The organism is Rahnella sikkimica (assembly GCF_002951615.1).
GTDB lineage: Bacteria > Pseudomonadota > Gammaproteobacteria > Enterobacterales > Enterobacteriaceae > Rahnella > Rahnella sikkimica.
Genome location: NZ_CP019062.1, coordinates 2,130,031 through 2,155,038 on the forward strand (window position 1 = coordinate 2,130,031; position 25,008 = coordinate 2,155,038).

The 25,008-nt window shown below is 51.0% G+C and carries 24 protein-coding genes; 8 read left to right on the forward strand and 16 right to left on the reverse strand.

Annotated features, from left to right (window positions below):
• Positions 1-2: 2 nt before the first annotated feature.
• From holB to yceD, 12 genes are all read right to left on the reverse strand, one after another.
• Positions 3-1,022: a DNA polymerase III subunit delta' gene (gene holB, locus BV494_RS09740; RefSeq protein WP_104922696.1), complete on the reverse strand. Its 1,020-nt coding sequence runs from the start codon at positions 1,020-1,022 to the stop codon at positions 3-5.
• Positions 1,019-1,669 (reverse strand): dTMP kinase, encoded by a 651-nt coding sequence (gene tmk / locus BV494_RS09745; RefSeq protein WP_104922697.1) that lies wholly within the window; start codon positions 1,667-1,669, stop codon positions 1,019-1,021. The genes holB and tmk overlap by 4 nt, the downstream gene beginning before the upstream one ends.
• Positions 1,659-2,684: an endolytic transglycosylase MltG gene (gene mltG / locus BV494_RS09750; protein ID WP_104922698.1), complete on the reverse strand. Its 1,026-nt coding sequence runs from the start codon at positions 2,682-2,684 to the stop codon at positions 1,659-1,661. Before mltG ends, tmk begins: the two co-directional genes overlap by 11 nt.
• A 14-nt stretch (positions 2,685-2,698) precedes the next feature.
• Positions 2,699-3,496 (reverse strand): aminodeoxychorismate lyase, encoded by a 798-nt coding sequence (pabC, locus tag BV494_RS09755; protein ID WP_104922699.1) that lies wholly within the window; start codon positions 3,494-3,496, stop codon positions 2,699-2,701.
• Between the two features lie 219 nt (positions 3,497-3,715).
• The gene (fabF, locus tag BV494_RS09760) at positions 3,716-4,957 is read right to left on the reverse strand and encodes a beta-ketoacyl-ACP synthase II (RefSeq protein WP_104922700.1); all 1,242 of its coding nucleotides are present in this window, start codon (positions 4,955-4,957) and stop codon (positions 3,716-3,718) included.
• A 99-nt stretch (positions 4,958-5,056) separates the two neighbouring features.
• The gene (gene acpP, locus BV494_RS09765) at positions 5,057-5,293 is read right to left on the reverse strand and encodes an acyl carrier protein (RefSeq protein WP_015690190.1); all 237 of its coding nucleotides are present in this window, start codon (positions 5,291-5,293) and stop codon (positions 5,057-5,059) included.
• Positions 5,294-5,446: 153 nt separating this feature from the next.
• Positions 5,447-6,181, reverse strand: coding sequence for a 3-oxoacyl-ACP reductase FabG (gene fabG, locus BV494_RS09770; RefSeq protein WP_013576245.1), 735 nt, complete (start codon positions 6,179-6,181; stop codon positions 5,447-5,449).
• 14 nt (positions 6,182-6,195) lie between these two features.
• Entirely contained in the window at positions 6,196-7,125 is a 930-nt protein-coding gene (gene fabD / locus BV494_RS09775) for an ACP S-malonyltransferase (protein ID WP_104922701.1), read from the reverse strand.
• Between the two features lie 18 nt (positions 7,126-7,143).
• On the reverse strand, positions 7,144-8,097 hold the full coding sequence (locus BV494_RS09780; RefSeq protein ID WP_101077207.1) for a beta-ketoacyl-ACP synthase III: 954 nt from the start codon (positions 8,095-8,097) through the stop codon (positions 7,144-7,146).
• A 6-nt stretch (positions 8,098-8,103) separates the two neighbouring features.
• On the reverse strand, positions 8,104-9,138 hold the full coding sequence (gene plsX, locus BV494_RS09785) for a phosphate acyltransferase PlsX (RefSeq protein ID WP_104922702.1): 1,035 nt from the start codon (positions 9,136-9,138) through the stop codon (positions 8,104-8,106).
• A 48-nt stretch (positions 9,139-9,186) separates the two neighbouring features.
• On the reverse strand, positions 9,187-9,354 hold the full coding sequence (rpmF, locus tag BV494_RS09790) for a 50S ribosomal protein L32 (RefSeq protein ID WP_013576249.1): 168 nt from the start codon (positions 9,352-9,354) through the stop codon (positions 9,187-9,189).
• Positions 9,355-9,366: 12 nt separating this feature from the next.
• Positions 9,367-9,891, reverse strand: coding sequence for a 23S rRNA accumulation protein YceD (yceD, locus tag BV494_RS09795; protein ID WP_104922703.1), 525 nt, complete (start codon positions 9,889-9,891; stop codon positions 9,367-9,369).
• A gap of 142 nt (positions 9,892-10,033) precedes the next feature.
• Here yceD and BV494_RS09800 point away from each other — a divergent pair, with 142 nt between their 5' ends.
• Positions 10,034-10,627, forward strand: coding sequence for a Maf family protein (locus BV494_RS09800; protein ID WP_104922704.1), 594 nt, complete (start codon positions 10,034-10,036; stop codon positions 10,625-10,627).
• A gap of 58 nt (positions 10,628-10,685) precedes the next feature.
• Here BV494_RS09800 and rluC read toward each other — a convergent pair whose 3' ends face one another.
• Positions 10,686-11,654 carry a 23S rRNA pseudouridine(955/2504/2580) synthase RluC gene (rluC, locus tag BV494_RS09805; protein WP_104922705.1) on the reverse strand — a complete coding sequence of 323 codons (969 nt, stop codon included), beginning with the start codon at positions 11,652-11,654 and terminating at the stop codon, positions 10,686-10,688.
• 600 nt (positions 11,655-12,254) lie between these two features.
• Here rluC and rne point away from each other — a divergent pair.
• Positions 12,255-15,491 (forward strand): ribonuclease E, encoded by a 3,237-nt coding sequence (gene rne, locus BV494_RS09810; RefSeq protein ID WP_104922706.1) that lies wholly within the window; start codon positions 12,255-12,257, stop codon positions 15,489-15,491.
• An 84-nt stretch (positions 15,492-15,575) separates the two neighbouring features.
• Here rne and BV494_RS09815 read toward each other — a convergent pair whose 3' ends face one another.
• A complete protein-coding gene (locus tag BV494_RS09815; protein WP_104922707.1) occupies positions 15,576-15,863 on the reverse strand; it encodes a putative quinol monooxygenase in 288 nt (95 codons plus the stop codon).
• A gap of 225 nt (positions 15,864-16,088) precedes the next feature.
• Between BV494_RS09815 and pyrC the strand changes: the two genes are divergently transcribed.
• From pyrC to BV494_RS09845, 6 genes are all read left to right on the forward strand, one after another.
• The gene (gene pyrC, locus BV494_RS09820) at positions 16,089-17,138 is read left to right on the forward strand and encodes a dihydroorotase (protein WP_104922708.1); all 1,050 of its coding nucleotides are present in this window, start codon (positions 16,089-16,091) and stop codon (positions 17,136-17,138) included.
• 82 nt (positions 17,139-17,220) lie between these two features.
• Positions 17,221-17,475, forward strand: a complete 255-nt coding sequence (gene dinI, locus BV494_RS09825; protein ID WP_104922709.1) for a DNA damage-inducible protein I — start codon at positions 17,221-17,223, stop codon at positions 17,473-17,475.
• Positions 17,476-17,816: 341 nt separating this feature from the next.
• Positions 17,817-18,071, forward strand: a complete 255-nt coding sequence (gene bssS, locus BV494_RS09830; protein ID WP_013576258.1) for a biofilm formation regulator BssS — start codon at positions 17,817-17,819, stop codon at positions 18,069-18,071.
• Between the two features lie 143 nt (positions 18,072-18,214).
• The gene (solA, locus tag BV494_RS09835; protein WP_104922710.1) at positions 18,215-19,330 is read left to right on the forward strand and encodes an N-methyl-L-tryptophan oxidase; all 1,116 of its coding nucleotides are present in this window, start codon (positions 18,215-18,217) and stop codon (positions 19,328-19,330) included.
• 206 nt (positions 19,331-19,536) lie between these two features.
• A complete protein-coding gene (locus BV494_RS09840) occupies positions 19,537-20,205 on the forward strand; it encodes a LuxR C-terminal-related transcriptional regulator (protein WP_104922711.1) in 669 nt (222 codons plus the stop codon).
• A gap of 169 nt (positions 20,206-20,374) precedes the next feature.
• A complete protein-coding gene (locus BV494_RS09845) occupies positions 20,375-20,839 on the forward strand; it encodes a MarR family winged helix-turn-helix transcriptional regulator (RefSeq protein ID WP_104922712.1) in 465 nt (154 codons plus the stop codon).
• Here the strand turns inward: BV494_RS09845 and BV494_RS09850 are convergent.
• Both BV494_RS09850 and BV494_RS09855 read right to left on the reverse strand, forming a co-directional pair.
• Positions 20,836-21,876 carry an AI-2E family transporter gene (locus tag BV494_RS09850; RefSeq protein ID WP_104922713.1) on the reverse strand — a complete coding sequence of 347 codons (1,041 nt, stop codon included), beginning with the start codon at positions 21,874-21,876 and terminating at the stop codon, positions 20,836-20,838. The two genes, BV494_RS09845 and BV494_RS09850, sit on opposite strands and share 4 nt — an antisense overlap.
• 27 nt (positions 21,877-21,903) lie before the next feature.
• Positions 21,904-24,999 carry an efflux RND transporter permease subunit gene (locus BV494_RS09855; protein WP_104922714.1) on the reverse strand — a complete coding sequence of 1,032 codons (3,096 nt, stop codon included), beginning with the start codon at positions 24,997-24,999 and terminating at the stop codon, positions 21,904-21,906.
• Positions 25,000-25,008: the final 9 nt, after the last annotated feature.

The following is a 25,008-nucleotide window of genomic DNA, read 5'->3' on the forward strand; positions in this document are numbered from 1 at the left end:
TTTCAGCGCGTCAGTAACGAACTGAAAAATGAGGAGGAAACGGAGCCATGCAGCATTTGCTCCCATTCCAGAAGTTGTTCGGTCAGCAGCAATTCGCGATTTATGCCCACGATGGAAAGTAACTGCTGGCGGCAGTGCATCCAGGCGGCGACGGATTGTTGCAGCGAAGCATTGGATTGCGCACCGGCAAGCAGGCTAATCAACGGCTGTTGATCGTGATTAATGATGAAATGCCCGGCCTGTTGCTGCCATTTGATGGCATCGAGCAACAGCGTGGCCAGCCAGTACAAGCGATCTGCGGCGTCATCATGATTGAGTTGCGGCAGTAGCGAGAGCATATCCTGCTGCTGACATTGCGTATAAAGCTGCTGACACAGCGCCACGCGTTGTTTCCAGCGCTCCGGCTGTAACAGTTCCAGCGAAGACAGCGGCGCGCCGTTGGTGAGCCGCAATGCAGTCTTAATCGCCACCGGATCCGCGTTAAGCTGGCGGTTGATCCACTGCACGGATAACGCTTCTTCCGGCACCGGCAGGTGCCAGTAGAAACAGCGGCTGCGGATCGTCGCCAGCAGCGCCGAGGGTTCACGGCAGCCCAACAGGAAATATGTACCGGCGGGCGGTTCTTCCAGCGTTTTGAGCAAGGCGTTGGCGGCGGCTTCCGTCAGTAATTCCATCTGCGGGATCCACACCACTTTCGCGCCCCCCTGCTGCGAATAGTTGTAGAGCGTTTCGATGAGCTGACGAACCGGGTCGATGCCCAGCGAATTTTTGCCTTTTTCAGGCAGCAAGGTATGCCAGTCCGGATGGTTTCCGGCGATCATCAGCTGGCAGCTGTGGCATTTACCACAACTTTTCTCCCCATCTTTGTGCTGGCAAAGCAACCAGCGACTCAGGCCATAGACCAGTGCGTCATCGCCCATTCCCGCCGCAACGTGCATCAGCAGGGAATGATGACCACGCCCGGTCTGATATTGCCCGATTAACTGGCGGTAAGGGCCGCTGAGCCACGGATACCAGCTCATGACATCTGGCCTTTTGCTGCCTGTTCGTCAAACCAGTTTTTCAGGGTCAGTTCGATGGAAGCTTTTACCTGTTCAATGGATTGCGACGCATCAATGGTTTTGATGCGGCTGTCGGCAGCGGCAAGTTCAAGATAACGCGCACGCGTTCGCTCAAAGAAGGGCAGCGCTTCCTGTTCGATACGATCCAGCTCACCGCGCGCACGGGCGCGTTGCAGGCCAATAGCCGGTGGCAGATCGAGATAAAGCGTGAGATCAGGACGGAAATCGCCCAATACGGTGTCGCGCAACGAACTCATCAGTTTTGCATCAATACCGCGGCCGCCGCCCTGATAGGCTTGCGAAGAGAGATCGTGACGGTCGCCCACCACCCAGGCACCCCGCGCCAGTGCAGGTAAAATCACGGTCTCAACCAGCTGGACTCGCGCGGCATAAAGCATCAGCACTTCCGCTTTCACGGTAGGTTTTTCACCGTCAACGCCGCGTTTGAACAAATCACGCAGCTTTTCAGCCAGCGGCGTACCACCCGGCTCACGGGTAAACACAATGTCTTCCACACCATGCTGGCGCAGCGCATTCACAACCACGTCATGTGCGGTGGTCTTCCCTGCCCCTTCAAGGCCTTCGATTACAATGAAGTTACTTTTCATTCTTGTTTTTCAGAGCCTCTAAATACACACGAACCGCCTTGTTGTGATTCACAAGGTTAGTGCTGAAAGTATGCCCGCCTTTGCCGTCAGCGACAAAATAAAGATAAGGCGTTTTTGCGGGATGCGCCGCAGCCTGGAGCGAAGCCTCGCCCGGCATCGCAATTGGCGATGGCGGCAAACCGGTAATAACATACGTATTGTAAGGCGTCGGCGTTTCTAAATCTTTCTTGGTGATATTGCCGGTGTAGTTTTCGCCCATCCCGTAGATGACCGTCGGATCAGTTTGCAAACGCATGCCGATACGAAGACGGTTGATAAATACAGATGCTACTTCAGGACGTTCATCTTTTACGGCGGTTTCTTTTTCGATAATCGACGCCATTGTCACCATATCGGCGGGCGTTTTGTAAGGCAGTGAATCCTCGCGGCCTTTCCAGATGTCGGCAACTGTTTTTTCCATCCGCACGTGCGCGCGTTTGAGCAGCGAGATATCTGTCATTCCGGCGGTGTAATGATAAGTGTCGGGATAGAGCCAACCTTCTGCATTTTTAGTGTCGGTCATGCCTAATGCCGCCGCAATCTCTTCGCCACTCTTGCCGTTCAGCTCATGCTTCAGATATTCCGACTTCTCCAGCACCTTCATCCAGTCGCTCAGTTTGAAACCTTCCACAAAACGCATGCTGAACTGCGCTTCTTTGCCGCTTTTCAGCAATTCCAGCATCTGACGAACGGTCATTCCCTTCTCGAAACGATACGTCCCGGCTTTAAACTCGCTCAGTTCAGGCTCAAGGCGCAATAACCACGGGAACCAGTGGCTGGATTTGATCAGTTTTTTATCAATGAGGAGCGTTTCCAGCGCCACACGCCCCGTACCGGCTGGCAGGGTGAAAATGGTTTCACTGCTGACATTGATCGGACGCTCGGCGAACTGCTTCACTTTCTGGTAGCAGAACGTCGCCAGCCCAAGCAGGATCAGGACTATCAGGGCGAAAGTTTTGGTTTTTTTGTTCGTCATGGTTTGTTCACTTTTTAAAAGCTCTGGTGCAGGGAATTGTACAAATGCCGCTCAGCGTAATGACGGTCACAGGCTTCTGCCACGGGTAAAATGGGCATCAGTGCATTACAAATCAGGATTTCGTCAGCATCCGATAGCGTTTCGGGCGTTTCACTGACCTGATGTATAACCCAGGGAGAGGCTGATTCAATCACGCGGATAAGATGCTGACGCATAATCCCGTCGACGCCCGACTGCGATAAATCCGGCGTAAAGACCTGATTTCCTTTGCGCCAGAATAAATTGGCCGCACAGCATTCCACCAGGCAACCCGCAGTGTCAACCACCAGCGCTTCATTGGCATCTGTCTGGTCAAGATGCATGCGGATCATGACCTGCTCAAGACGGTTGAGATGTTTGATCCCGGCCAGCAACGGATTCTTACTCAGCATTACCGGGCTTAGCGCCAGCTTTACGCCACATTCGCGCCATTGGTGATACTGCGCCGGATAACCCGACACCGACACAATACGGGTCGGCGCGCTGCATCCGGCAGCACTGTAACCTCGTCCGCCCTGCCCGCGCGTCAGAATGGCTTTCACCACGCCCTCTTGCTCAGGCTGCGCTGCTGTTGCCATTTCACGCTCCAGCGCCTGCCAGTTCACGCCCTCAATCCGTAATGAAGAGGTGGCTCGCTGTAAACGTTGCAGGTGAGCGTCCAGAAACTGGATTTCGCCGTTCATCACTCTGGCCGTCGTAAAACAGCCATCGCCAAATTGCACCGAACGATCTCCTGCCGGCAATGCAGCTTGCGCCACACCGTTAATCCACATGGTTACTTCCTCCGGGCGTTAAGATTCTCTGACAGAAGAGCCTGCGCGAGCGGGCCTGTTGCATCAAGTGGAGCATTCTTACTTTATCGTACCGGGTCAGGCAGAGGGCTGGAACACGCATTTTGTTGAACTGCCGTTTGGGCCATAACAGCCCTTTTATGCAGACAGCAAAAAGGCCCAACAACGGGCCTTTTACAGACGGACAGGTTTTTACGAGATTCAGATCTTGCGGAATACCAGCGAACCATTGGTGCCGCCAAAACCGAACGAGTTACACAGTGAATAATTCAGATCTTTAACCTGGCGCGCTTCATGTGCCACGAAGTCCAGATCACAACCTTCATCCGGATTATCCAGATTGATGGTCGGCGGAACGGCCTGATCGCGTAAAGCAAGCAAGGTAAAGATAGATTCCACTGCGCCCGCTGCGCCCAGTAAATGTCCGGTCATGGACTTGGTCGAGCTCACCAGCACTTTCTTCGCATCTGCACCGAAGACAGACTTAACCGCCTGCGCTTCAGCTTTATCGCCGGCAGCGGTAGATGTCCCGTGCGCGTTGATATAACCAATTTGAGAAGCAGAAATACCGGCATCGCGAAGAGCATTTTCCATAGCAAGAGCCGCTCCCGCGCCATCTTCCGGCGGTGAAGTCATATGGAAAGCATCGCTGCTCATGCCAAAACCCACAATCTCAGCATAAATTTTCGCGCCGCGTTTGCGGGCATGTTCATACTCTTCCAGCACCATAATGCCAGCGCCATCGCCCAGTACAAAACCATCGCGATCTTTGTCCCACGGACGGCTTGCCGCCTGAGGATTGTCATTGCGTGTTGAAAGCGCACGCGCTGCGCCAAAACCACCCACACCCAGCGGAGTACTGGCTTTTTCCGCGCCACCGGCCAGCATGACGTCAGCATCGTTATAAGCGATGATGCGTGCGGCATGGCCAATATTGTGCACGCCAGAAGTACAAGCTGTGGCAATAGAAATACTCGGCCCGCGCAACCCAAACATAATACTCAGATGACCAGCAATCATGTTAACGATGGTTGAGGGAACGAAGAAAGGACTGATTTTACGAGGTCCGCCGTTAACCAATGAGGAATGGTTTTCTTCAATCAGACCAAGGCCGCCAATACCGGAACCAATCGCCGCACCAATGCGCGTCGCATTCTCAGCAGTCACTTCAAGCCCGGAGTCTTGCATCGCTTGAATACCGGCAGTAATACCATACTGAATAAAGGCGTCCATCTTGCGTGCATCTTTGCGTGAGATGAAGTCTTCACAGTTAAAATCTTTCACTAAGCCAGCAAAACGCGTTGCATAGGCACTAGTATCAAAATGGTCGATTAGGCTAATGCCACTCTGACCGGCAAGAAGAGCGTTCCAAGTGGACTCTACAGTATTGCCGACAGGAGACAGCATGCCCAGTCCAGTCACTACAACTCGACGCTTAGACACGTGTGTCCTCCAGGGAGGGAAAAGTAGTAATACCGTGGGATATAAAAAACTTAGGCGGTCAAATGACCGCCTAACTATCTAAACTTAAAGCATGTACGCTTACTGTTGGCTAGCGTTGATAAAATCAATAGCTGCCTGAACAGTAGTGATTTTTTCAGCTTCTTCGTCAGGGATCTCGGTATCAAACTCTTCTTCCAGAGCCATAACCAGCTCAACGGTGTCGAGAGAATCAGCGCCAAGGTCGTCTACGAAAGATGCAGCATTCACTACTTCTTCCTGTTTAACACCCAGCTGTTCAACGATGATTTTCTTAACGCGTTCTTCGATAGTGCTCATACTCTTAAATTTCCTATCAAAACTCGCTTTCGCGATGGTTTTCGTAGTGTATAAAATGTTGAAAAAGATGCAACTAAATCCAGGCTGGTCAAACCACGAATTTGCTCTATTTTGCGGTTTTTACCGCAAAAAACGCAAATAATTTCGTAATTTTTAAATCATATACATGCCGCCATTGACATGTAATGTTTCACCCGTGATGTAGCTGGCCTCGTCAGAGGCTAAAAAAGCAACGGCGCTGGCAATTTCTTTTGCATCGCCCAACCGGTTGGCTGGAACTGATGACAAAATGCCTGCGCGTTGATCATCTGTCAACGCCCTTGTCATATCCGTCTCAATAAAGCCGGGAGCGACGACGTTGACAGTAATGCCACGTGAAGCGACCTCACGTGCCAAAGACTTACTAAAACCAATCAAGCCAGCTTTAGCCGCCGCGTAGTTCGCCTGCCCTGCGTTACCCATGGTGCCAACAACGGAACCAATTGTAATAATCCGTCCACACCGTTTCTTCATCATAGCCCGCATGACAGCTTTTGACAGCCGAAACACAGAAGTCAGATTCGTATCCAGGATATCCTGCCACTCATCATCCTTCATTCGCATGAGAAGGTTATCACGGGTGATGCCGGCATTATTAACTAAAATATCAATTTCGCCAAATTCAGCGCGAATCGTCGCCAAAACTTGCTCAATAGATGCAGAATCAACCACATTGAGCATGATACCCTTGCCGTTTTCGCCTAAATATTCGCCGATCGCTTCAGCGCCTTTTTCGCTGGTCGCGGTGCCGATCACTTTTGCGCCGCCAGCAACCAGCTTTTCAGCGATTGCGCGACCAATACCACGGCTCGCACCCGTAACCAGTGCAATTTTGCCTTCGAAGCTCATACTCATCCTCTTAATTACTGCTCAAGTGCCGCAGTCAGGCTCGCTGTATCGTTCACAGCGGCCGCCGTCAGGGTGTCTACAATGCGTTTAGTCAGACCGGTGAGAACTTTACCTGGCCCCACTTCCAATAGCTGCTCTACGCCCTGTTCTGCCATGAATTCGACAGATTCAGTCCAGCGAACCGGGCTGTATAACTGACGAACCAGCGCACTGCGGATAGCTTCCGCAGACGTTTCAACTTTGACGTCTACGTTGTTTACGACAGGATATCGTGGCGCACTGAAGGTCACATTTTCCAACGCAACGGCCAGTTTATCGGCAGCAGGCTTCATTAATGCACAGTGTGACGGCACGCTGACAGGCAATGGCAGAGCACGTTTTGCACCCGCGGCTTTACAAGCAGCACCGGCACGCTCAACGGCTTCTTTGTTACCTGCGATAACAACCTGACCCGGTGAGTTAAAATTCACCGGTGAAACTACCTGGCCTTGCGCAGATTCTTCACACGCTTTAGCGATAGCATCATTGTCCAGGCCGATAATGGCGTACATTGCACCAGTGCCAGCAGGCACGGCTTCCTGCATGAGTTTGCCGCGCAATTCAACCAGGGAAATAGCCTGTTTGAAATCCAGCACACCCGCGCAAACCAGCGCAGAGTACTCGCCCAGGCTGTGACCTGCCATCAGAACAGGCTGAGTACCATTCTGCTGCTGCCAGACGCGCCAGATAGCAACGGACGCGGCCAGTAAAGCAGGTTGCGTCTGCCAGGTTTTATTCAATTCTTCAGCCGGCCCCTGCTGCACCAACTGCCATAAATCATACCCCAGCGCCGAAGAAGCTTCGGCAAATGTCTCTTCAACGATCGGGTACACTGCGGCTAAATCAGCCAGCATACCGAGCGTCTGAGAACCCTGACCAGGGAAAACAACTGCTATCTTTGTCATTTTTATCTTCCTGTTAAATCAGAAACGTACCAGCGCCGAGCCCCAGGTAAAGCCACCGCCAAATGCTTCGAGCAGCACTAACTGCCCGCGCTGAATTCTGCCATCACGCACCGCTTCGTCAAGCGCAGCAGGCACGGAAGCCGCTGACGTATTACCGTGACGATCGAGAGTGACAACGACTTTATCCATCCCCATACCCAGCTTTTTCGCTGTTGCACTGATGATGCGCAGGTTCGCCTGATGCGGAACCAGCCAGTCGAGTTCGGAACGGTCGAGATTATTTGCCGTCAGGGTTTCATCGACAATGTGCGCCAGCTCAGTCACGGCCACTTTGAAGACTTCATTACCCGCCATGGTGACGTAAGCCGGTTTCTCAGGCTCAGACTGGCTTGGATAAGCCAACGTCAGCAGGTTGCCGTAATGACCATCTGCATGCATGTGCGTGGAAATAATGCCCTGCTCTTCGGATGCACCCAGTAATACTGCGCCAGCACCATCGCCAAAGAGGATCACCGTACCGCGATCTTCAGGATCGAGTTTACGGGACAACACGTCAGAGCCGATCACCAGCGCATATTTCACGGCACCGTTTTTAATGTACTGATCGGCAACGCTCAGCGCGTAAGTAAAACCTGCGCAAGCGGCGGCCAAATCGAAAGCTGCAGAATCCTTGATGCCCAGCATGTTCTGCACCTGGCAGGCTGAACTCGGGAATGCATGTGAAGATGAGGTTGTTGCAACAATGATCAGACCCACGTCGCTCGCGCTGACGCCGGCCATTTCGAGTGCTTTTTCTGCTGCGTGCAGGCCCATTGTGGCCACAGTCTCATCCGGTGCAGCGATACGGCGTTCACGAATACCAGTGCGAGTGACAATCCACTCGTCGGAGGTATCCACCATTTTTTCTAAGTCGGCATTAGACCGAACTTGCACGGGCAAATAGCTCCCCGTACCGAGAATCTTTGTATACATGTACGATCAGTCACTCTTGGGTAATACAGCTTTAAGGCGCGCGGCGATCCGCTGAGGGACCTGCCGCTGCACCGCCTGCACAGCCTGTTCGATAGCAACAGCAAACGCACGCTGGTTTGCTCCGCCGTGGCTTTTAATAACGATGCCCCGTAATCCTAACAAACATGCGCCATTATACTGGTCGGGGTTGAGATGGCTAAAACGCTTTAGCAATTTTTTCTGTACGATCCGACCTAACCATTTCAACCACCAGGCCTTCTTGCCACCCTCTCCGGAGGATTTTAACAGTGACAAAAACATCCTTATTACACCTTCCATGGTCTTGAGCGTAACGTTACCCACAAAGCCGTCACACACCATCACGTCAGTCTTACCGGTCAGAAGGTCATTGCCTTCAAGATAGCCGATATAGTTGATTAGTGCGGTATTTTTTAAAATGGCAGCGGCTTCGCGGATGTTATTTAGCCCTTTGCTTTCCTCTTCACCGATATTCAGCAAGGCAACACGGGGGTGAGTAATACCCACCACCTGTTCGGCCATCACTGCACCCATAACGGCAAACTGAACCAGCATCGTGCTGTCACACTCAACATTGGCCCCCAGATCCAGCACCACGGTTTTACTGCGCTGCTGATTGGGCAATACGCTCATCAGCGCCGGGCGCTCAATGCCATCCAGAGGCTTTACAACAAGTTTTGCTAATCCCATCAGCGCGCCAGTATTCCCGGCACTGACGCACGCCTGCGCGTCACCACTTTTGATCAGTTCCAACGCCACACGCATTGAGCTTCCTTTACTGGCCCGTATAGCTTGCGACGCGCGAAGATCACTGGCTATAACAGATTCAGCAGGAATTATCCGAATTCGTTCTATTAAAGAAGGATCGGCTTTGGCTAAGAAAGGTGTGATTGCGTCGGGATCACCGACCAGAAGAAGGTCTAATTCAGAATTAGAAATCAGTGCCTGCAATGAAGCAGGCACTGTGACGGAAGGACCGAAATCCCCGCCCATTACATCTAACGCGACGGTTAGACGAGTCAAGGTATCGCCTTGCCAGCACTTATCACGTGAATAAGTTGCAGGCAACTATCAGCCGATTACCTTGCGACCGCGGTAGAAACCGTCGGCAGTAATGTGGTGACGCAGGTGAGTTTCACCAGAAGTCTTGTCCACAGACAGAGTGGAAGTGGTCAGAGCGTCATGTGAACGACGCATGCCACGTTTAGAACGGGTTGGTTTATTCTGTTGTACGGCCATGGACCTTACTCCTTAAGTACTTTTCTTTAAACTCGCTAATACGGCAAATGGATTTGGTTTCTCCGCCTCTGCAGGCAGTTTACCAAACACCATGTCCGTGTCGGACACTTCACAGTGTTCAGATTCATGTACCGGAACGACAGGCAGAGAAAGAATAATTTCATCTTCAATCATTGCCAGCAAATCAACTTCGCCAAAATCATCGACTTCGATCGGCTCGTACGCTTCCGGTAATGCCTCAGCCTGCTCATCGTTATGGACAGGACTAAAACAATACGTTGTGTGAACCTGATGTTCAAACGTCTTACCGCATCTCTGGCATTCCAGAGTGACAGCAACATCGGAGTGGCCGGTAATCACAGCCAGGCGCTGATTGTCGATATCAAACGACAAAGAAGTTTGTATGTCAGAATCCACACTAACCACTGATTGGGAAACCCGCGTCACCTGTTCTGCAGTGTAGACACCTGTATAGTCTAAACGCTTCTGGGCTGTGCGGACCGCATCAACGGTCAGGGGTAATTTTACTTTTTGCATAGGGCGCGCATATTAACTTTGTAACGACATAGAGTCAAAGAAAAAGGCCTCAAAACCGCACCTTTCACCAATATTCGCTTCCACAGCGGCCGACAGTTTAAAATGTGCGATTCAATAACGCTACGCTTTGTGAAAAAAAATTATGCAGACATCCACGAAAAAAATACTTTTGGCCTCTACTTCGGCCTACAGGAAAGCCCTGCTGGCTAAGACAGGCCTCGCATTTACATGCGCATCGCCAAACATTGATGAAACACCGGTTGCGGGTGAAACACCTGATGAACTGGTTAAACGGCTGGCGCATTCCAAAGCGTCTGTACTGGCCGCAGAGTATCCGGCGCATCTGATTATTGGTTCTGACCAGGTCTGCGTCATCGACGGGCATATTACCGGCAAGCCTCATAACTTCGAAAATGCCTTCCGCCAGTTACGCGCCGCCAGCGGCAAGACTGTCACGTTTTATACCGGCCTGAGCCTCTACGACAGCCAGAAACGACAAGCACAAACTCTTTGCGAAACCTTCGATGTCGTCTTCCGGGAATTAACAGATGCGGAAATTGCTGGTTACTTGCAGCGCGAAGAGCCTTACGACTGCGCCGGAAGTTTTAAATCTGAGGGATTGGGCATCACACTGTTTGAAAACCTCTCAGGGCGCGACCCGAATACGTTGATAGGATTACCGCTCATTGCCTTGCTGAATTTGCTGCGCGCGCACGGCGTAAATCCGCTGTTGTAAATCAATAAGAATGAAAAAGGCGCAGCCGGTGCGCCTATTATTATGACGGGCAGAAATTTTACCGTGAAGTGTTTTTACTGCTACTGCGCAGAATTTTCAAACAGTTGCGCAGTTTAGCGTCCATCGGCGCTTCGATGCGCATCGTTTCACCCGTGTTCGGATGTTCGAATCGCAGAGCAGCAGCGTGTAGGAACAAACGATTCAAACCCGTGCCAGACAGTTTTGAGTCAAAATCGCGCTCACCATAACGATCATCAAAAGCAATCGGATGGCCCGCATGTAAGGCATGAACACGGATCTGGTGCGTTCTGCCGGTGACCGGGCTGGCCTTCACCAGTGTCGCGAACTCATAACGCTCTTCAATTTTGAAGCGTGTTTCAGAAGGTTTACCTTCTGCATTAACCCGGACAACACGCTCGCCACTTTGCAAAATGTTTTTCAGTAAAGGCGCCTGCACTACTTTGCAATGTGACGGCCATTCGCCGCGCACCAATGCCAGATAATCTTTCTGCATGCTCTTCACACGCAGTTGTTCGTGCAAAGAACGCAACGCTGAACGTTTCTTGGCGACGAGCAACACGCCTGACGTATCACGGTCCAGACGATGCACTAATTCCAGAAAACGCGCTTCCGGACGAAGTGCACGTAATCCTTCGATTACGCCAAAACTCAGTCCGCTTCCGCCATGAACAGCGGTGCCAGATGGCTTATTCAGAATTAATAAGTAATCGTCTTCATACAATATGCAGTCGGTCAGTGCGGCAACTTTATCCAGTTTGGCAGAAACCGGCGCTTCGTCCCTTTCGGCTACGCGAACAGGCGGTACACGCACTACGTCGCCAGCCAATAACTTATACTCTGGCTTAATTCTTTTCTTATTAACCCGGACTTCGCCCTTACGCACGATGCGATAGATCATGCTCTTCGGCACGCCTTTGAGGATTTTGAGTAGGAAGTTGTCGATGCGCTGACCGGCTTCATCTTCAGAAATGGGGATTAATTGTACAGTTGGGTTCTCAGTTTTCATGGCTCGCGATTCTAAATATCCGGCACGGTTCGCGCCACTGATTTTTATGTGCTTAACTTTTACTTTACCAGTAACTGCCGAGGAAAACCTTTCTGCTTCACCTGTTTTTAATGAATACAAAAGTTAAGACAATGCGGCACATATCTCATTGAGGTAAATATCTTACCCGCATGGGAAAAGTCATCTTGCTATCAGAGTGCCTGCAATGGAATAATGAAGTCACTTTCGGCGTTGTTTCTCTTAAGTTAGGGAAAACGCAGGAATTATAGATTTGCCTGATCGCACAAAAACGCAGCAATGGCGTAAGACGTAATGTGAAATCAAGCAATTAGCGGGCTGCGGGTTGCAGCTTGGCCGGCAAACGGAATGAGATCTGTTAACGTAAATTCAGAAGCTATTCCCCTAATAAAAGTGCTGCTTTCACAACGCTGGTGTCTTTAATACAGCAAAAGCAGACTTACCGAAATAATGCGCCCCTATGCAAGCGACAGCCGTGAGGTTGACGATTTGCGAGAAGACTCGGGGCCAACGGTTTATCCGGTCATGAGGTCATTTTGCCCGCAGCTCTGTCAATAATGGAATAATAATGAGTAAGTTAAGATGAAAAGAATGTTGATCAACGCGACTCAGCAAGAAGAGTTGCGCGTTGCCTTGGTAGATGGACAGCGACTGTATGATTTGGATATTGAAAGTCCGGGCCATGAGCAGAAAAAAGCAAACATTTACAAAGGTAAAATCACCCGCATTGAACCAAGTCTGGAAGCGGCATTCGTAGATTACGGTGCGGAAAGGCATGGTTTCCTCCCTCTGAAAGAAATTTCCCGCGAATATTTCCCTAGTAACTATTCCTCTCATGGCCGCCCGAACATCAAAGATGTGTTGCGCGAAGGCCAGGAAGTAATCGTTCAGGTTGATAAAGAAGAGCGTGGAAATAAAGGCGCAGCGCTGACGACGTTTATCAGCCTGGCCGGTAGTTATCTGGTTCTGATGCCAAACAATCCACGTGCAGGGGGAATTTCCCGCCGTATTGAAGGCGATGACCGTACAGAACTGAAAGAAGCACTGTCTTCGCTGCAATTGCCTGATGGCATGGGTCTGATTGTTCGTACCGCTGGCGTCGGCAAATCTGCTGAAGCTCTGCAGTGGGACCTGACTTTCCGCCTGAAGCATTGGGATGCCATCAAAAAAGCCGCTGAAGGCCGCCCTGCACCTTTCCTGATCCATCAGGAAAGTAATGTTATCGTCCGCGCATTCCGTGACTATCTGCGCCCGGACATCGGCGAAATCCTCATCGATAACCCGAAAGTTCTTGAACTGGCAAAAGAGCACATCGCTGCACTTGGCCGTCCTGATTTCAGCAGCAAAATTAAGCCTTACGTCGGTGAAATTCCGCTGTTCAGCCATTATCAGATTGAATCTCAGATTGAATCCGCTTTCCAGCGTGAAGTGCGTCTGCCTTCCGGTGGCTCGATTGTTATCGACAGCACAGAAGCCCTGACAGCTATCGACATCAACTCCGCACGCGCAACACGCGGTGGCGATATCGAAGAAACCGCATTCAATACCAACCTGGAAGCGGCAGATGAAATTGCCCGCCAGTTACGCCTGCGTGACCTCGGCGGTTTGATTGTTATCGACTTCATCGATATGACACCAGTTCGCCACCAGCGTGAAGTGGAAAACCGTCTGCGTGATGCCGTTCGTCAGGACCGTGCACGTATTCAAATCGGCCGCATTTCTCGTTTTGGTTTGCTTGAAATGTCCCGTCAGCGCCTCAGTCCGTCATTGGGTGAATCAACGCACCACATCTGTCCGCGTTGTGCAGGTACAGGTACGGTTCGTGATAACGAATCCCTTTCGCTGTCGATTCTGCGTCTGATTGAAGAAGAAGCGCTGAAAGAAAATACCAAAGAAGTTCATGCGATCGTTCCGGTCCCTATTGCTTCTTACCTGCTGAACGAAAAACGTGAATCGGTGAATGCCATCGAAAAACGTCAGGGCGGCGTGCGTGCAGTGATCGTACCAAACGATCAGATGCAAACCCCGCATTACCACGTTCTGCGCGTTCGCAAAGGCGAAGAAATCTCTGCACTGAGCTATCTGTTGCCGCAAATTCACGAAGCAGAAATGCTGCAACCTTCTGAAGAGTTGCCCACTGAGCGTCGTCGCCCTGAGCAACCTGCTCTGGCAGCGTTTGCCCTGCAAAGTGAAGCGCCACCGTCCAGCTTTGAGCAAGAAACTGCTGTTGAAGAACCGGCTAAACCCCGTACTGCAACAGTGAATGCTCCGGCTGCGCCAGTGGCTGAAAAATCTGGTTTTGTTAGCCGTCTGCTGAGCGGGCTGAAAAGCTTGTTTGCACCAGAGCCGCAGCAGGAAATTAAACCTGTTGAAGCGCCGAAGGAAACTGAAGCTACTGAAACAGAAAATCGTCGCGGCAACGAACGCCGTAACCAGCGTCGTCAGGGCGGACGTCGTGATCGCAATGGGGAACGTGGCGAGCGTACTGACCGTGGCAATCGTGGCGAAGGTCGTGAGAACAATCGTGATAATCGCGGTGAAAGCCGTGACAACCGCGAAAATAATCGCGAGCAGCGTGATGATCAACGCCGCAACCGCCGCCCCCAGGAACCGGTTGTTAATGAAGTCCCTAGCGAAGATGTTGAAACTGCACCACGTGAAGAGCAGCAGCAACCTCGTCGTGAGCGTTCACGCCGTCGTTCAGAAGATAAGCGCAAAACACAGACTGAAGAGAAAATTCAGGATGCTGTTGTTGAAGAGCAAATCGCCGCGCCAGTCCCTGAAGAAACGGATCAGGAAGATCGTCAGCCCGCTCAGCGTCGCCAGCGTCGTCAGCTCACGCAGAAAGTTCGCTTCGAATCAGAAGAAGTCGATCACGAAGCTGAAGCTGCTGCACAGTTGCTGATCACCGGTACTCGTCCTGCGGCTCCGGCAGTGGTTGAACAGGCACCTGTTGAAACTGAAACGTTGAATGCAGCGGAAGGTGACGAGAATTCGAACGACAACAACCGCGAAAACGGTATGCCGCGTCGCTCACGTCGTTCTCCACGCCATCTGCGCGTAAGCGGTCAGCGTCGTCGCCGTTACCGTGATGAGCGTTACCCGACTCAGTCGCCAATGCCTCTGTCCGGTGCATTTGTTTCTCCGGAAATGGCGTCAGGTAAAGTCTGGATCACTTATCCGGTAGCTCAGGCTACTGAACAGCAATTTGCAGAAACTGAAGCACCGGAAGTTCTGACACAACAAGTTGAAATCGCTCAGGCCAATACGCCGGAACTGAACGAAACAGCTGACGTTGAAGCAGTACCTGTTGTAGAAACAGTTCAGCAGGACGCGTCAGCAGCTGAAGAAGACGTTGTGCCGGAAATTGCACAACCTGTTGCTGAAGAGCCTGTTCTGGTTGAACCTGAAACTGCAGAGCCAGTTGAAGAGACACCGCGTGTTGAAGTTGCACCGCAAGCACAGGCACCTGTTGTCGCTGAACCTGAAGTTCAGGCACCGGTTGCAGCAGAACCAGAAATCAACGTTGAGCCTGTTGCTCCGGTACAACATGTTGCAGAAACCGCACCAGAGGTTAAAGCCCCTGTCCATGCTGAACCTGTTGTCTCTGAAGCTGTTGTTGCTGAACCGCGCTTTAAGCATCATGCCACTGCACCGATGACCAAAGCGCCAGCACCTCAGTATGTTCAGGAGCAAGCCCGCCAAAGCGACTGGGTTCGTCCTGAATTCGGCTTCGATGGCAAAGGTTCTGCCGGTGGTCATGCAGCAGTAAGCACTGCGACTGCGCCAGCAACCAAACCCGACATGCCTTCTGAGTAATGCGTTGAATATGCTCTAAACAAAAAACCCGCCTCGGCGGGTTTTTTATTATATCGATGTACTGATTGGCTTATTACGCCGCTCTCAGGCCAGGGTTTTCAGGCGGCGGATAGTGAGCTCGTCCAGCTTACCTTCAAGACTTTGGGCGAAGTGCTGGAAGTGTTCCGTTTTGTTGTGTTGTTTCAGCGCTTCCTCGGAAGCCCAACGCTCGTAGAACACAAACGTTCCTTCCTTATCAAGATCCCCGTGCAGTTCATACTGCAGGCACCCGACTTCCTGTCGGCTAGGTTCAATAACGTCAAGCAAGGCTTCTGTTACCTGTTTTTTAAACTCTGGTTTAGCAACAATTGTGGCAACAACTCTGATTTCCATACTGGTTCTCCTGTTGTTTTTTGTCTGGCTTTCACTGTACCTGAAAGCACTTTGGCTAAAATCTACGCCCACTATGAACCTTTCGATACATTGATTTCAATGCGAACTTTGATTTAACAGATGCAACACAACGGTTTTACGCTTATTCTTGTTCCCCGCCGTTAATGCTCCCATTACCGCACCTGATCCCCAACATCTTGTCTCTCAATGCCGGAGTTTTGCCTGATGACCGCCACACCGCAAATTTTGAAAATCCGCCGCCCAGATGACTGGCATATTCACCTTCGTGACGATGAAATGCTCAGCACCGTGTTGCCTTTCACCAGTGAAGTCTTTGGCCGCGCCATTGTTATGCCTAACCTGACGCCACCGGTAACAACCGTCGCAGCGGCAATCGCTTACCGCGAGCGTATTATGGCTGCACTGCCGAAAGAGCATAACTTTACCCCTTTGCTGACCTGCTATCTGACGGACTCTCTGGATCCCGATGAAGTCTCTCAAGGTTTCGAGCAAGGTGTTTTCACTGCTGCAAAACTCTATCCGGCCAATGCAACAACAAACTCTCAGCACGGCGTCTCCGATGTGAAGGCAATTTATCCGGTGCTGGAACGTATGCAAAAAATCGGCATGCCTTTGCTGATCCACGGTGAAGTGACTCACAGCGATGTGGACATTTTTGATCGCGAAGCGCGCTTTATTGATGAAGTGATGGATCCGGTACGCCGCCAGTTCCCAGAATTAAAAATCGTGTTCGAACACATCACGACCAAAGAAGCAGCCCAATATGTCATGTCCGGAAATAAGTACCTCGGCGCGACCATTACACCTCAGCATCTGATGTTCAACCGTAACCACATGCTGGTCGGTGGTGTACGCCCTCACCTGTTCTGTCTGCCAATCCTCAAGCGCAACGTACATCAGCAGGCACTCCGTGAAGTGATTGCCAGCGGCGCTGACCGGTTCTTCCTGGGCACGGATTCTGCGCCACACACCAAAGGCCGTAAAGAATCAAGCTGCGGTTGTGCAGGCTGCTTTAACGCTCCTCTGGCACTTTCCGCCTACGCGACAGTATTCGAAGAAATGAATGCACTTCAGCATTTTGAAGGCTTCTGCTCACTGAATGGTCCGCGCTTTTATGGCTTGCCGCTCAATGAAGACTTCATCGAACTGACGCGTACACCGGTCACTCAGCCTGAGGAGATTGCGTTGGGCGACGAGTGCGTTGTGCCATTCCTTGCAGGGCAAACGCTCAACTGGAAAGTAACGTCGTATTAAAATACGATTCTCTTCAACTCTGTATTGCACAGCCCTGAATTTGACTGTATAAATATACAGTCAAATCTATTCAGGAGGTCATATGCGTGTTGAAGTCACAATCGATAAAACCAAGCCTCTGCCAGTGGGCGCTTTAGACGCCTTATCAGGTGAATTGAGTAAAAGAATTAACAAACAGTTTTCAGACCGCGAAAATAAAATTCAGGTCCGTTATGCCGGTGCAAATAGCCTGTCCGTGCTGGGCGGAGCCAAAACAGATCGTGATCTTATCGAAGAAATTCTTCAGGAAACCTGGGAAAGCGCTGACGAATGGTTTTCAAATCAGAATGATGGGTAACCACATGAATTTTCTCAGATCGGGCCTTTATTCAATACTCTATTAATAATAATCAGGTTTATTAAAACCCGCCGTAAGGCTATTTGTGTATTTCACCGGGCGTCGCAGTCCGGTTTTTTCGCTTTTTTTTGTATGAAAAACACACAAGAAAAAATAATTTTGGTTAATCTCCAGATTATTCTGACTCCGGGATAATCAATACAAATTATTTACAATTTAATACCCCCAAACCTCTCCATAAAATGATTTAACTGTTTATACTGAAAAAGCTCACCAGATAATGAGCCGCATTGATCCTCAGATAGTCACTCACGTCAGTCACTACAAAATAAGGGGTCTATATGGACAGAAATGATGAAGTTATTCAGACACACCCGCTTGTAGGTTGGGATATCAGTACCGTCGACTCTTATGACGCCATGATGATACGTCTTCATTACCTGTCTTCAAAAGACCAGACACCCGAGGATGCACAGGTAGACAGAACTTTATGGTTAACTACCGACGTTGCCAGGCAGCTGATTAACATTCTCGAAGCCGGTATCGAAAAGATAGAATCTAACGAGTACGAATACAGTGATCACCGAAAACACTAAGTTTACCTTGTCAGCCTGAGGCACCAGCGATTTGCTCCTGGTGCCTTTTTCTTTGCCTCCGCGCCGCTTGCCTTCCCTGCCGTAAACTCACTATTATGCCCGCAGTCAATTTGTTAAAGAATTTCGACAGAGGAGCTTTGGTTATGGAATATGATCTCATTATCGTCGGCAGCGGTTCAGTCGGCTCGGCGGCAGGCTATTACGCCACGCGCGCCGGGTTGAAAGTGCTGATGATAGACAGCGCAATGCCTCCTCATCAGGCAGGCAGCCATCACGGCGAGACGCGACTTATGCGTCATGCTTATGGCGAAGGAGCCCGCTACGTTCCTATGTTGCTGAGAGCGCAAACGCTCTGGAATGAACTGGCGGAACTGAGCGGCGAGAAGGTCTTTCACCGCAGCGGCGTGCTGAATATTGGCCCTGAAGGTTCTGAATTTATCGGCAATGTTAAAAACAGTGCCGAAACCTACAACCTCAACACCCAATCACTCAGTGCGGCTGAAATCCGCGAGAAATGGCCGCTGTTCACTCTCCCTGATGGCTACTGCGGCGTTTTCGAACCGGAGTCAGGGTTTCTGCAAAGCGAGATGGCTATCAGCGCCTATATCCGCCTGGCGCGTGAAGCGGGCTGCGCACAACTGTTCAACTGCCCGGCGGATGATATCCGTTGGGTTGAAGGCGGCGTAGAAGTTTCCACAATCGATGGCGTTTACCGTGGCAAAAAACTGGCCGTGACGGCGGGTACCTGGGTAACGAAAATCCTCCCTGAATTGCCGGTAAAACCTTTACGCAAGGTTTTTGCGTGGTTTCATGCCGACGGCCGCTATAGCGAAGAAAATCACTTCCCGGCTTTTACGCTCGAAACCCAGCAAGGTGACCAGTATTACGGTTTTCCTTCCGTAAAAGATGCCTTAAAGCTCGGAAAACATAATGGTGGTCAGTGGATAACAGAGCCTCAGGAACGCAAACCTTTCGGCGGATTCAGCCAGGACGGCACCGAATCCTTCAACTTCTTCCGCCACTTTTTGCCGGGCGTTGGGGTGAGTTTGCGCGGTGTGTCATGCACTTACGACATGACTGCGGATGAAGATTTCATTATCGACACATTGCCGGGCAGAGAAAATACGCTGGTCATTTCGGGCTTAAGCGGTCATGGATTTAAATTTGCCAGTGTATTAGGTGAAATCGTGATGCATTTCGCTAACAATCATCCTATTCCTTTCGAGCTCCAGCCTTTTTCCCTTTCTCGCTTCAATTAATGTAAAGATGTTTCAACCGTCGTTAATATTCTTTCGACGGTTGTCATTTTATTTCCAGGCAAGCCATTTTTAAGTTTCACTTTGAACAAGATCAATAGACCGGTATTTCCGAATTGACAGCATTATAGAAAAAAAACTATGCTACATGCAGAAATCACAGGAGTGGTTTCTAACGCGTAAATGATACGCTTGAACAAGGACGTCGAATGAAACTCTCTATTATTGAACCCTGTGGTTTTACACGGTTAGGAATTTTCTCTTATCTTATCGAGAATAATAAACTCGATATTATTGATACCGTGAATATCTCACAGGCACTGACTTCACTGACAGAATTTCAGCCTGACGTTATTCTTGTGAATATGACGCAGCACTGTCATAACGCTGAATTATCATTGGAATTGAAGGCCTTCTTTGAATTCCGCCATTCGGCCCGGATTTACTGTTATATTGATGCGAATTATCCTAACTGCGATGAACCTATTGCGATCACGAGAGAAGTTTTCGTTCTCAATAAGCAGTCACTGACACAATTATTACAAGAGATTGCCGCTGACCCTGAGTCCTTTATGCCTGAAAATAACTTCGGCATACCAAGAACCTTGTTCAGCGATCAGGAAATTCTGGTGATGGGATACTGGATGTCGGAAATGCCAAACTACCGGATTGCCCGAAAGTTAAATATCAGCAGCCGCACTGTCTATGTTCATAAGCGTCACCTGGCGCAAAAAATAAAAGTCAGGAACCGGCTGGAATTTTGTTTTATTTACAACCTGATAAAATATTTGTTCTGGCCGATTGACGATGTTTCCGCACCGCCCATTAGCCGTCAGATTAAAGATGATCTGTTAATGATCTACAAAGCACACAGCTAAAACCTCCCCATAATGCCCTGAACAATCGGGGCATTTTTATATTCCCCATATCCTGCTTTCTGTTCAGTTTCACGCTTTCAGACAGCAGCAGAATGCCCTGTTGCACTCTGTCAGCAGAGGCATACAATAACTTTAAAATTAGCAGCCTTATTTTGAGCAGCCTCATAAAATGAAACACACCGCTTCTGAAGACGTCACTCCAACAGAAATTACAGAAACGCTGCTTTCTGTAATCCGTCTTATGCGCAAACAAGTGGACGCTGCAATGTTTGCGCAGGGCCTTTCCCTGGCTCGTGGAAAATTACTGACGGCCATCGCACATGAAGGAACCTGCCGCCCGGCTGAGCTGGCTCTGGTGCTCCAGCAATCCCCCAGGACTATTACCGATGCGATTGATGCGATGGACAGAGATGGTTTACTGGTCCGTAAACGTCATCCGACAGACCGTCGCTCTCAACTGCTTGAATTAACGGAAGCCGGAACACAGGCATTAGAACAGGTAAAAAAACCGAAGCAAGAAGCCATCGAACGCTTGTTTGACGGGCTGGATTTACCAGCCCGTCAGCAACTGATGGCCTCTTTGAAAAGCATTGAAATACATGCGTTGCGCATCGAAGAGGAACATAAAGGCTAGCGTTTTACTGCTGCACCATCGCCCAACAGCACGGCAATCTTGTGCCCGGCGGCCGTCGGTTCAAGCGCTATTTTCAAGACAATCGTCAGTGGCACCGAGAGCAGCATTCCGACCGGGCCCATTAGCCATCCCCAGAAAATCAGAGACATAAACACCACCAGCGTCGAGAGCCCCAGCCCGCGCCCCAGAATTTTCGGATCGATAATGCTGCCAAAAACAAGGTTAATCAGCACATATCCGCCTGCAACAATGACCCCTTCACTAAAACCGTTGAACAAAAATGCCTGAATAACCGGCGGGATTGCCGCCAGAAAAGAACCAATATTCGGGATGTAATTCAGTGCAAACGCCAGCATTCCCCACAGGAATGCAAACCGGATCCCGGTTGCCGCCAGCAGCGCCCAGACCGCCAGACCGGTCACCACGCTGATTAACGTTTTGATCACCAGATAGCGCGTCACGCTGTCGAGCGCCCGCTGCACGTTCGTCATGCCTTTTCCCGGTTCATCTGACATTTGTTCAATTTTATACGGCAGTTGCGGCACTTCGAGCAGCATAAAAGCCACCGTCATCAGTAAAAGAAACAAGCCCGCCATCGCGTTGGATAAATAGCTGATTAACTTACTCACCAGATTTAATGTCGCTGCCGGATCGATATAACTGGCCAGTTGTTCCGGCGATAATGTCAGGTCGTTTTGCCCCAATAACGTTTCGAGATAACTCAGTTTCTCAACAATCAGCCCGCGATATTGCGGTAACGTGCGGGCAAATTCATTGAGCGTCACCAGCAATTTGGTGGTCAGGAAAACCATCAGACAAATCACCACCGTCGCCACCAGCAAAACGGCGAGTGCACGTGGCACCCGGCATTTTCCCAGCAGAACAATCAGCGGATTTAAAACAAAAGCTAAAAACAGCGCCAGAATGAACGGCACGATGATGTCCGACGCGGATTTGATCCCCGCAAAAATCACTACCAGCATCGCCATCATTACGACGATTTTCAGTCCCTGAGTTGTCACGATCGTTTTACGCAAATTTTCCTCCTGATGCGGACAGGTTTTTTAACGAGATTTCACCCATTCCCGCAAACGCTGGATGTGCACATACAGCGACGGAATGAACAGGATCCCCACCGTCGTGGACAACAACATTCCGCTAAATACCGTGACACCAATAATGTGCCTGCTCATCGCGCCAGCACCCGACGCCAGGACCAGCGGCAACACGCCCAGAATGAACGAGATCGCAGTCATCATGACGGCACGGAAACGTTGTTTTGCGCCTTCCTGCGCCGCTTCCCGGATGGTTGCGCCCTCTTCACTTCTGGCTTTCGAAAACTCGACAATCAGAATGGCATTTTTCGCCGCCAGGCCAATTAACAACACCATACCAATCTGAGCATATACGTCGTTACTGAGTCCGGCCAGATGCAGGCCGCCGATCGCACCAAACACCGCAAAAATCACCGAAATCATCACCACCAGCGGTATGCTCCAGCTTTCATACTGTGCGACCAGGAACAGATAAGCGAAAAGCAGTGCGGCGGCATAAATCAGGATAGCCTGACCGCCCGCCTGAATTTCCTGTAACGACATACCGGTCCACTGATAGCCATAACCGGCGGGCAGTTTCTCGCTCAGGATATGCTCCATTTGTTCCATCGCTTCCCCGGAACTGACGCCTGGCGCAGCAGAACCGCTGATTGCCAGTGACGGGAACTGGTTATATTGCGTAATAAACGGCGCGCCGAGGGACGGCGTCAGACTGACCATTTTCCCCAGACTGACCAGCGAACCGTTATCGCTGCGTACGGTCAGCGTTGAGATTTGATCTGCACGCTGACGGTCTTCCATCTCATTTTGCATCTGCACGTTAAACAGACGGTTATTGATGATGAAATCGCTGACGTTAATCCCGCCAAGCGATGTCTGGAGCGTACCAAATATACGGCTGACCGGAACCTGTAACTGCGCGGCGCGATCACGATCCACGCTCAGCGCAATTTCAGGTACTGACGCACTGAACGTTGTAAAGACACGGCTCAGCTGCGGATCCTGATTCGCCGCCTGAATCAGCGCTTGTCCGGTCGCCGCCAGTTCCTGCGGTGATTGCCCCCGCAGTGCCTGTAAACGTAAATCCAGCCCGGATGCCGTGCCCAGCCCGGAAATGGCTGGCGGGTTTATGGCCATAATGATTGCAGAGGGAATGCCCGCCATCGCAGGTTGTAAGCGTCCGATGACCTGATCCACACGGCTGCGCTCACCCCAGGGTTTCAGCAAAACAATACCGAATGCAGAATTCGGCGAACTCCCGCCGCTCAGCAGGCTGAATCCGCTAATCGCAATCACATCTTCAACCGCGTCATCTTTCCCGAGAATGGCCTTCATCTGCCCGATAACGCCGTCGGTACGGTTTAGGGATGCGCCGTCAGGTAGCTGGACATTCACGAAGAAATAGCCCTGATCTTCATCCGGCAGGAACGATTTCGGCAAACTGCTGTAGCCCCATACGCACAAACCGGCAATCACCATCACGCTCACAATGCTGGTCAGCACATTTCTGCTGATCCCGCGCGCGGCTTTAACGTAGGTATCCCGCACGCTGTCCAGCCCGTTATTGAAGAGCTGGAAGAAGCGCGCAGGTTTCTCCGGACGAGGCTTGAGTAATGTCGCGCACAGTGCAGGCGTCAGCGTTAATGCGTTAATACTGGAAAGTACCACCGCCGCAGAAAGTGTGACGGCAAACTGGCGGTAAAGTGCACCGGTAATGCCCGGCAGCACAGCAATCGGCACAAACACCGCCAGCAGCACCACGGTGGTAGCAATAACCGGTCCGGCGATTTGTTTCAGCGCCAGGCGGGTTGCGGCCACGCGCCCGAGCGACGGATCGTCGACCATCAGCCTTTCGACATTTTCGACCACGACAATCGCATCATCGACAACGACCGTTAGCGCCAGAATAATCGCGAACAGGCTCAGGGTATTGGCCGAATAGCCAAAAATGTAGAGCACGGCAAAGGTGCCCAGCAAAGAGACAGGAATGGTCAGCGCAACAATGAACGTAGCGCGCATACTTTGCAGGAACAGGTAAACAATAGTCAGAACGACGATGAACGTCAGCACCAGAGAAACGACGATTTCATCCAGCGTCGCGCTGACAAATTGGGTGGAATCGAATTTGATTTCATAGGTCAGATCGTCCGGGAAGTAGCTCGCCTGACGTTCCATTTCTGCGCGCACCGCGTTCGCGACATTCAGCGCATTCGCACCCGGAGCCGGATAAACCGACAGGAAGGCAGAAGGCGTCTGATTCAGCGTGGCGTTGACCTGATAATCCTGCGCGCCCAGTTCAATCCGCGCGACGTCATGCAAACGCACCGTTCCGCCATTGGCATTTTTGCGCACAATAATATTGCCGAACGCTTCCGGCGTACTCAGACGTCCGGCTCCGCTGATGGTCAGCGTTTGTTGCTGCATGGACGGACTTGGCGACGCACCAACCTGACCCGCTGCCGCCTGCACGTTCTGGCTCTGAATTGCCGAACTGATTTCCATGCTGCTGACATCCAGCGCTTCCATCTTGCGGGGATCAAGCCAGATTCGCATGCTGTAGTCACGGGAACCAAACACGCGAACATCACCAACGCCGTCGATACGCGCTAAGGCATCACGCAGCTGAATGCTGGCGAAGTTGCTGATAAACAGCATGTCGTGGGTATGTTTCGGGGATAACAGGCTGATGCCGAGTAAAATATTGGACGCCTGCTTACGCACGGAAACGCCGGTATTCAGCACTTCCGGCGGGAGCTGAGAACTGACCTGAGAAATACGGTTCTGTACTTCCACCGCCGCCGTATCAGGATCCGTTCCGCTGGCAAAGGTAATAGTTAGCGAGTAACTGCCGTTGTTGCCGCTGTTTGACGACATATACAGCATATTGCTAACGCCGTTGACCTGCGCCTCAATGGGCGCGGCAACAGATTCCGCCACGTCACGCGCACTGGCGCCGGGATAAACCGCACTGACAGAAACAACGGGTGGCGTGATGTCCGGATATTGTTCCACCGGGATCACTTTGAGCGCCACGGCACCAATCAGCGCCGTAACCAGCGCGATGACCACCGCAAAGCGTGGTCTTTTAATGAATTGCTCGAGCATCGTTATTCC

What these genes read in the sequence shown, in the direction of transcription:
- holB (WP_104922696.1), bottom strand. Translation starts at nt 1,022, where the DNA reads ATGAGCTGGTATCCGTGGCTCAGCGGCCCTTACCGCCAGTTAATCGGG.
- tmk (WP_104922697.1), bottom strand. Translation starts at nt 1,669, where the DNA reads ATGAAAAGTAACTTCATTGTAATCGAAGGCCTTGAAGGGGCAGGGAAG.
- mltG (WP_104922698.1), bottom strand. Translation starts at nt 2,684, where the DNA reads ATGACGAACAAAAAAACCAAAACTTTCGCCCTGATAGTCCTGATCCTG.
- pabC (WP_104922699.1), bottom strand. Translation starts at nt 3,496, where the DNA reads ATGTGGATTAACGGTGTGGCGCAAGCTGCATTGCCGGCAGGAGATCGT.
- acpP (WP_015690190.1), bottom strand. Translation starts at nt 5,293, where the DNA reads ATGAGCACTATCGAAGAACGCGTTAAGAAAATCATCGTTGAACAGCTG.
- fabG (WP_013576245.1), bottom strand. Translation starts at nt 6,181, where the DNA reads ATGAGCTTCGAAGGCAAAATTGCACTGGTTACGGGTGCGAGCCGTGGT.
- fabD (WP_104922701.1), bottom strand. Translation starts at nt 7,125, where the DNA reads ATGACAAAGATAGCAGTTGTTTTCCCTGGTCAGGGTTCTCAGACGCTC.
- BV494_RS09780 (WP_101077207.1), bottom strand. Translation starts at nt 8,097, where the DNA reads ATGTATACAAAGATTCTCGGTACGGGGAGCTATTTGCCCGTGCAAGTT.
- rpmF (WP_013576249.1), bottom strand. Translation starts at nt 9,354, where the DNA reads ATGGCCGTACAACAGAATAAACCAACCCGTTCTAAACGTGGCATGCGT.
- yceD (WP_104922703.1), bottom strand. Translation starts at nt 9,891, where the DNA reads ATGCAAAAAGTAAAATTACCCCTGACCGTTGATGCGGTCCGCACAGCC.
- BV494_RS09800 (WP_104922704.1), top strand. Translation starts at nt 10,034, where the DNA reads ATGCAGACATCCACGAAAAAAATACTTTTGGCCTCTACTTCGGCCTAC.
- rluC (WP_104922705.1), bottom strand. Translation starts at nt 11,654, where the DNA reads ATGAAAACTGAGAACCCAACTGTACAATTAATCCCCATTTCTGAAGAT.
- rne (WP_104922706.1), top strand. Translation starts at nt 12,255, where the DNA reads ATGAAAAGAATGTTGATCAACGCGACTCAGCAAGAAGAGTTGCGCGTT.
- BV494_RS09815 (WP_104922707.1), bottom strand. Translation starts at nt 15,863, where the DNA reads ATGGAAATCAGAGTTGTTGCCACAATTGTTGCTAAACCAGAGTTTAAA.
- pyrC (WP_104922708.1), top strand. Translation starts at nt 16,089, where the DNA reads ATGACCGCCACACCGCAAATTTTGAAAATCCGCCGCCCAGATGACTGG.
- dinI (WP_104922709.1), top strand. Translation starts at nt 17,221, where the DNA reads ATGCGTGTTGAAGTCACAATCGATAAAACCAAGCCTCTGCCAGTGGGC.
- bssS (WP_013576258.1), top strand. Translation starts at nt 17,817, where the DNA reads ATGGACAGAAATGATGAAGTTATTCAGACACACCCGCTTGTAGGTTGG.
- solA (WP_104922710.1), top strand. Translation starts at nt 18,215, where the DNA reads ATGGAATATGATCTCATTATCGTCGGCAGCGGTTCAGTCGGCTCGGCG.
- BV494_RS09840 (WP_104922711.1), top strand. Translation starts at nt 19,537, where the DNA reads ATGAAACTCTCTATTATTGAACCCTGTGGTTTTACACGGTTAGGAATT.
- BV494_RS09845 (WP_104922712.1), top strand. Translation starts at nt 20,375, where the DNA reads ATGAAACACACCGCTTCTGAAGACGTCACTCCAACAGAAATTACAGAA.
- BV494_RS09855 (WP_104922714.1), bottom strand. Translation starts at nt 24,999, where the DNA reads ATGCTCGAGCAATTCATTAAAAGACCACGCTTTGCGGTGGTCATCGCG.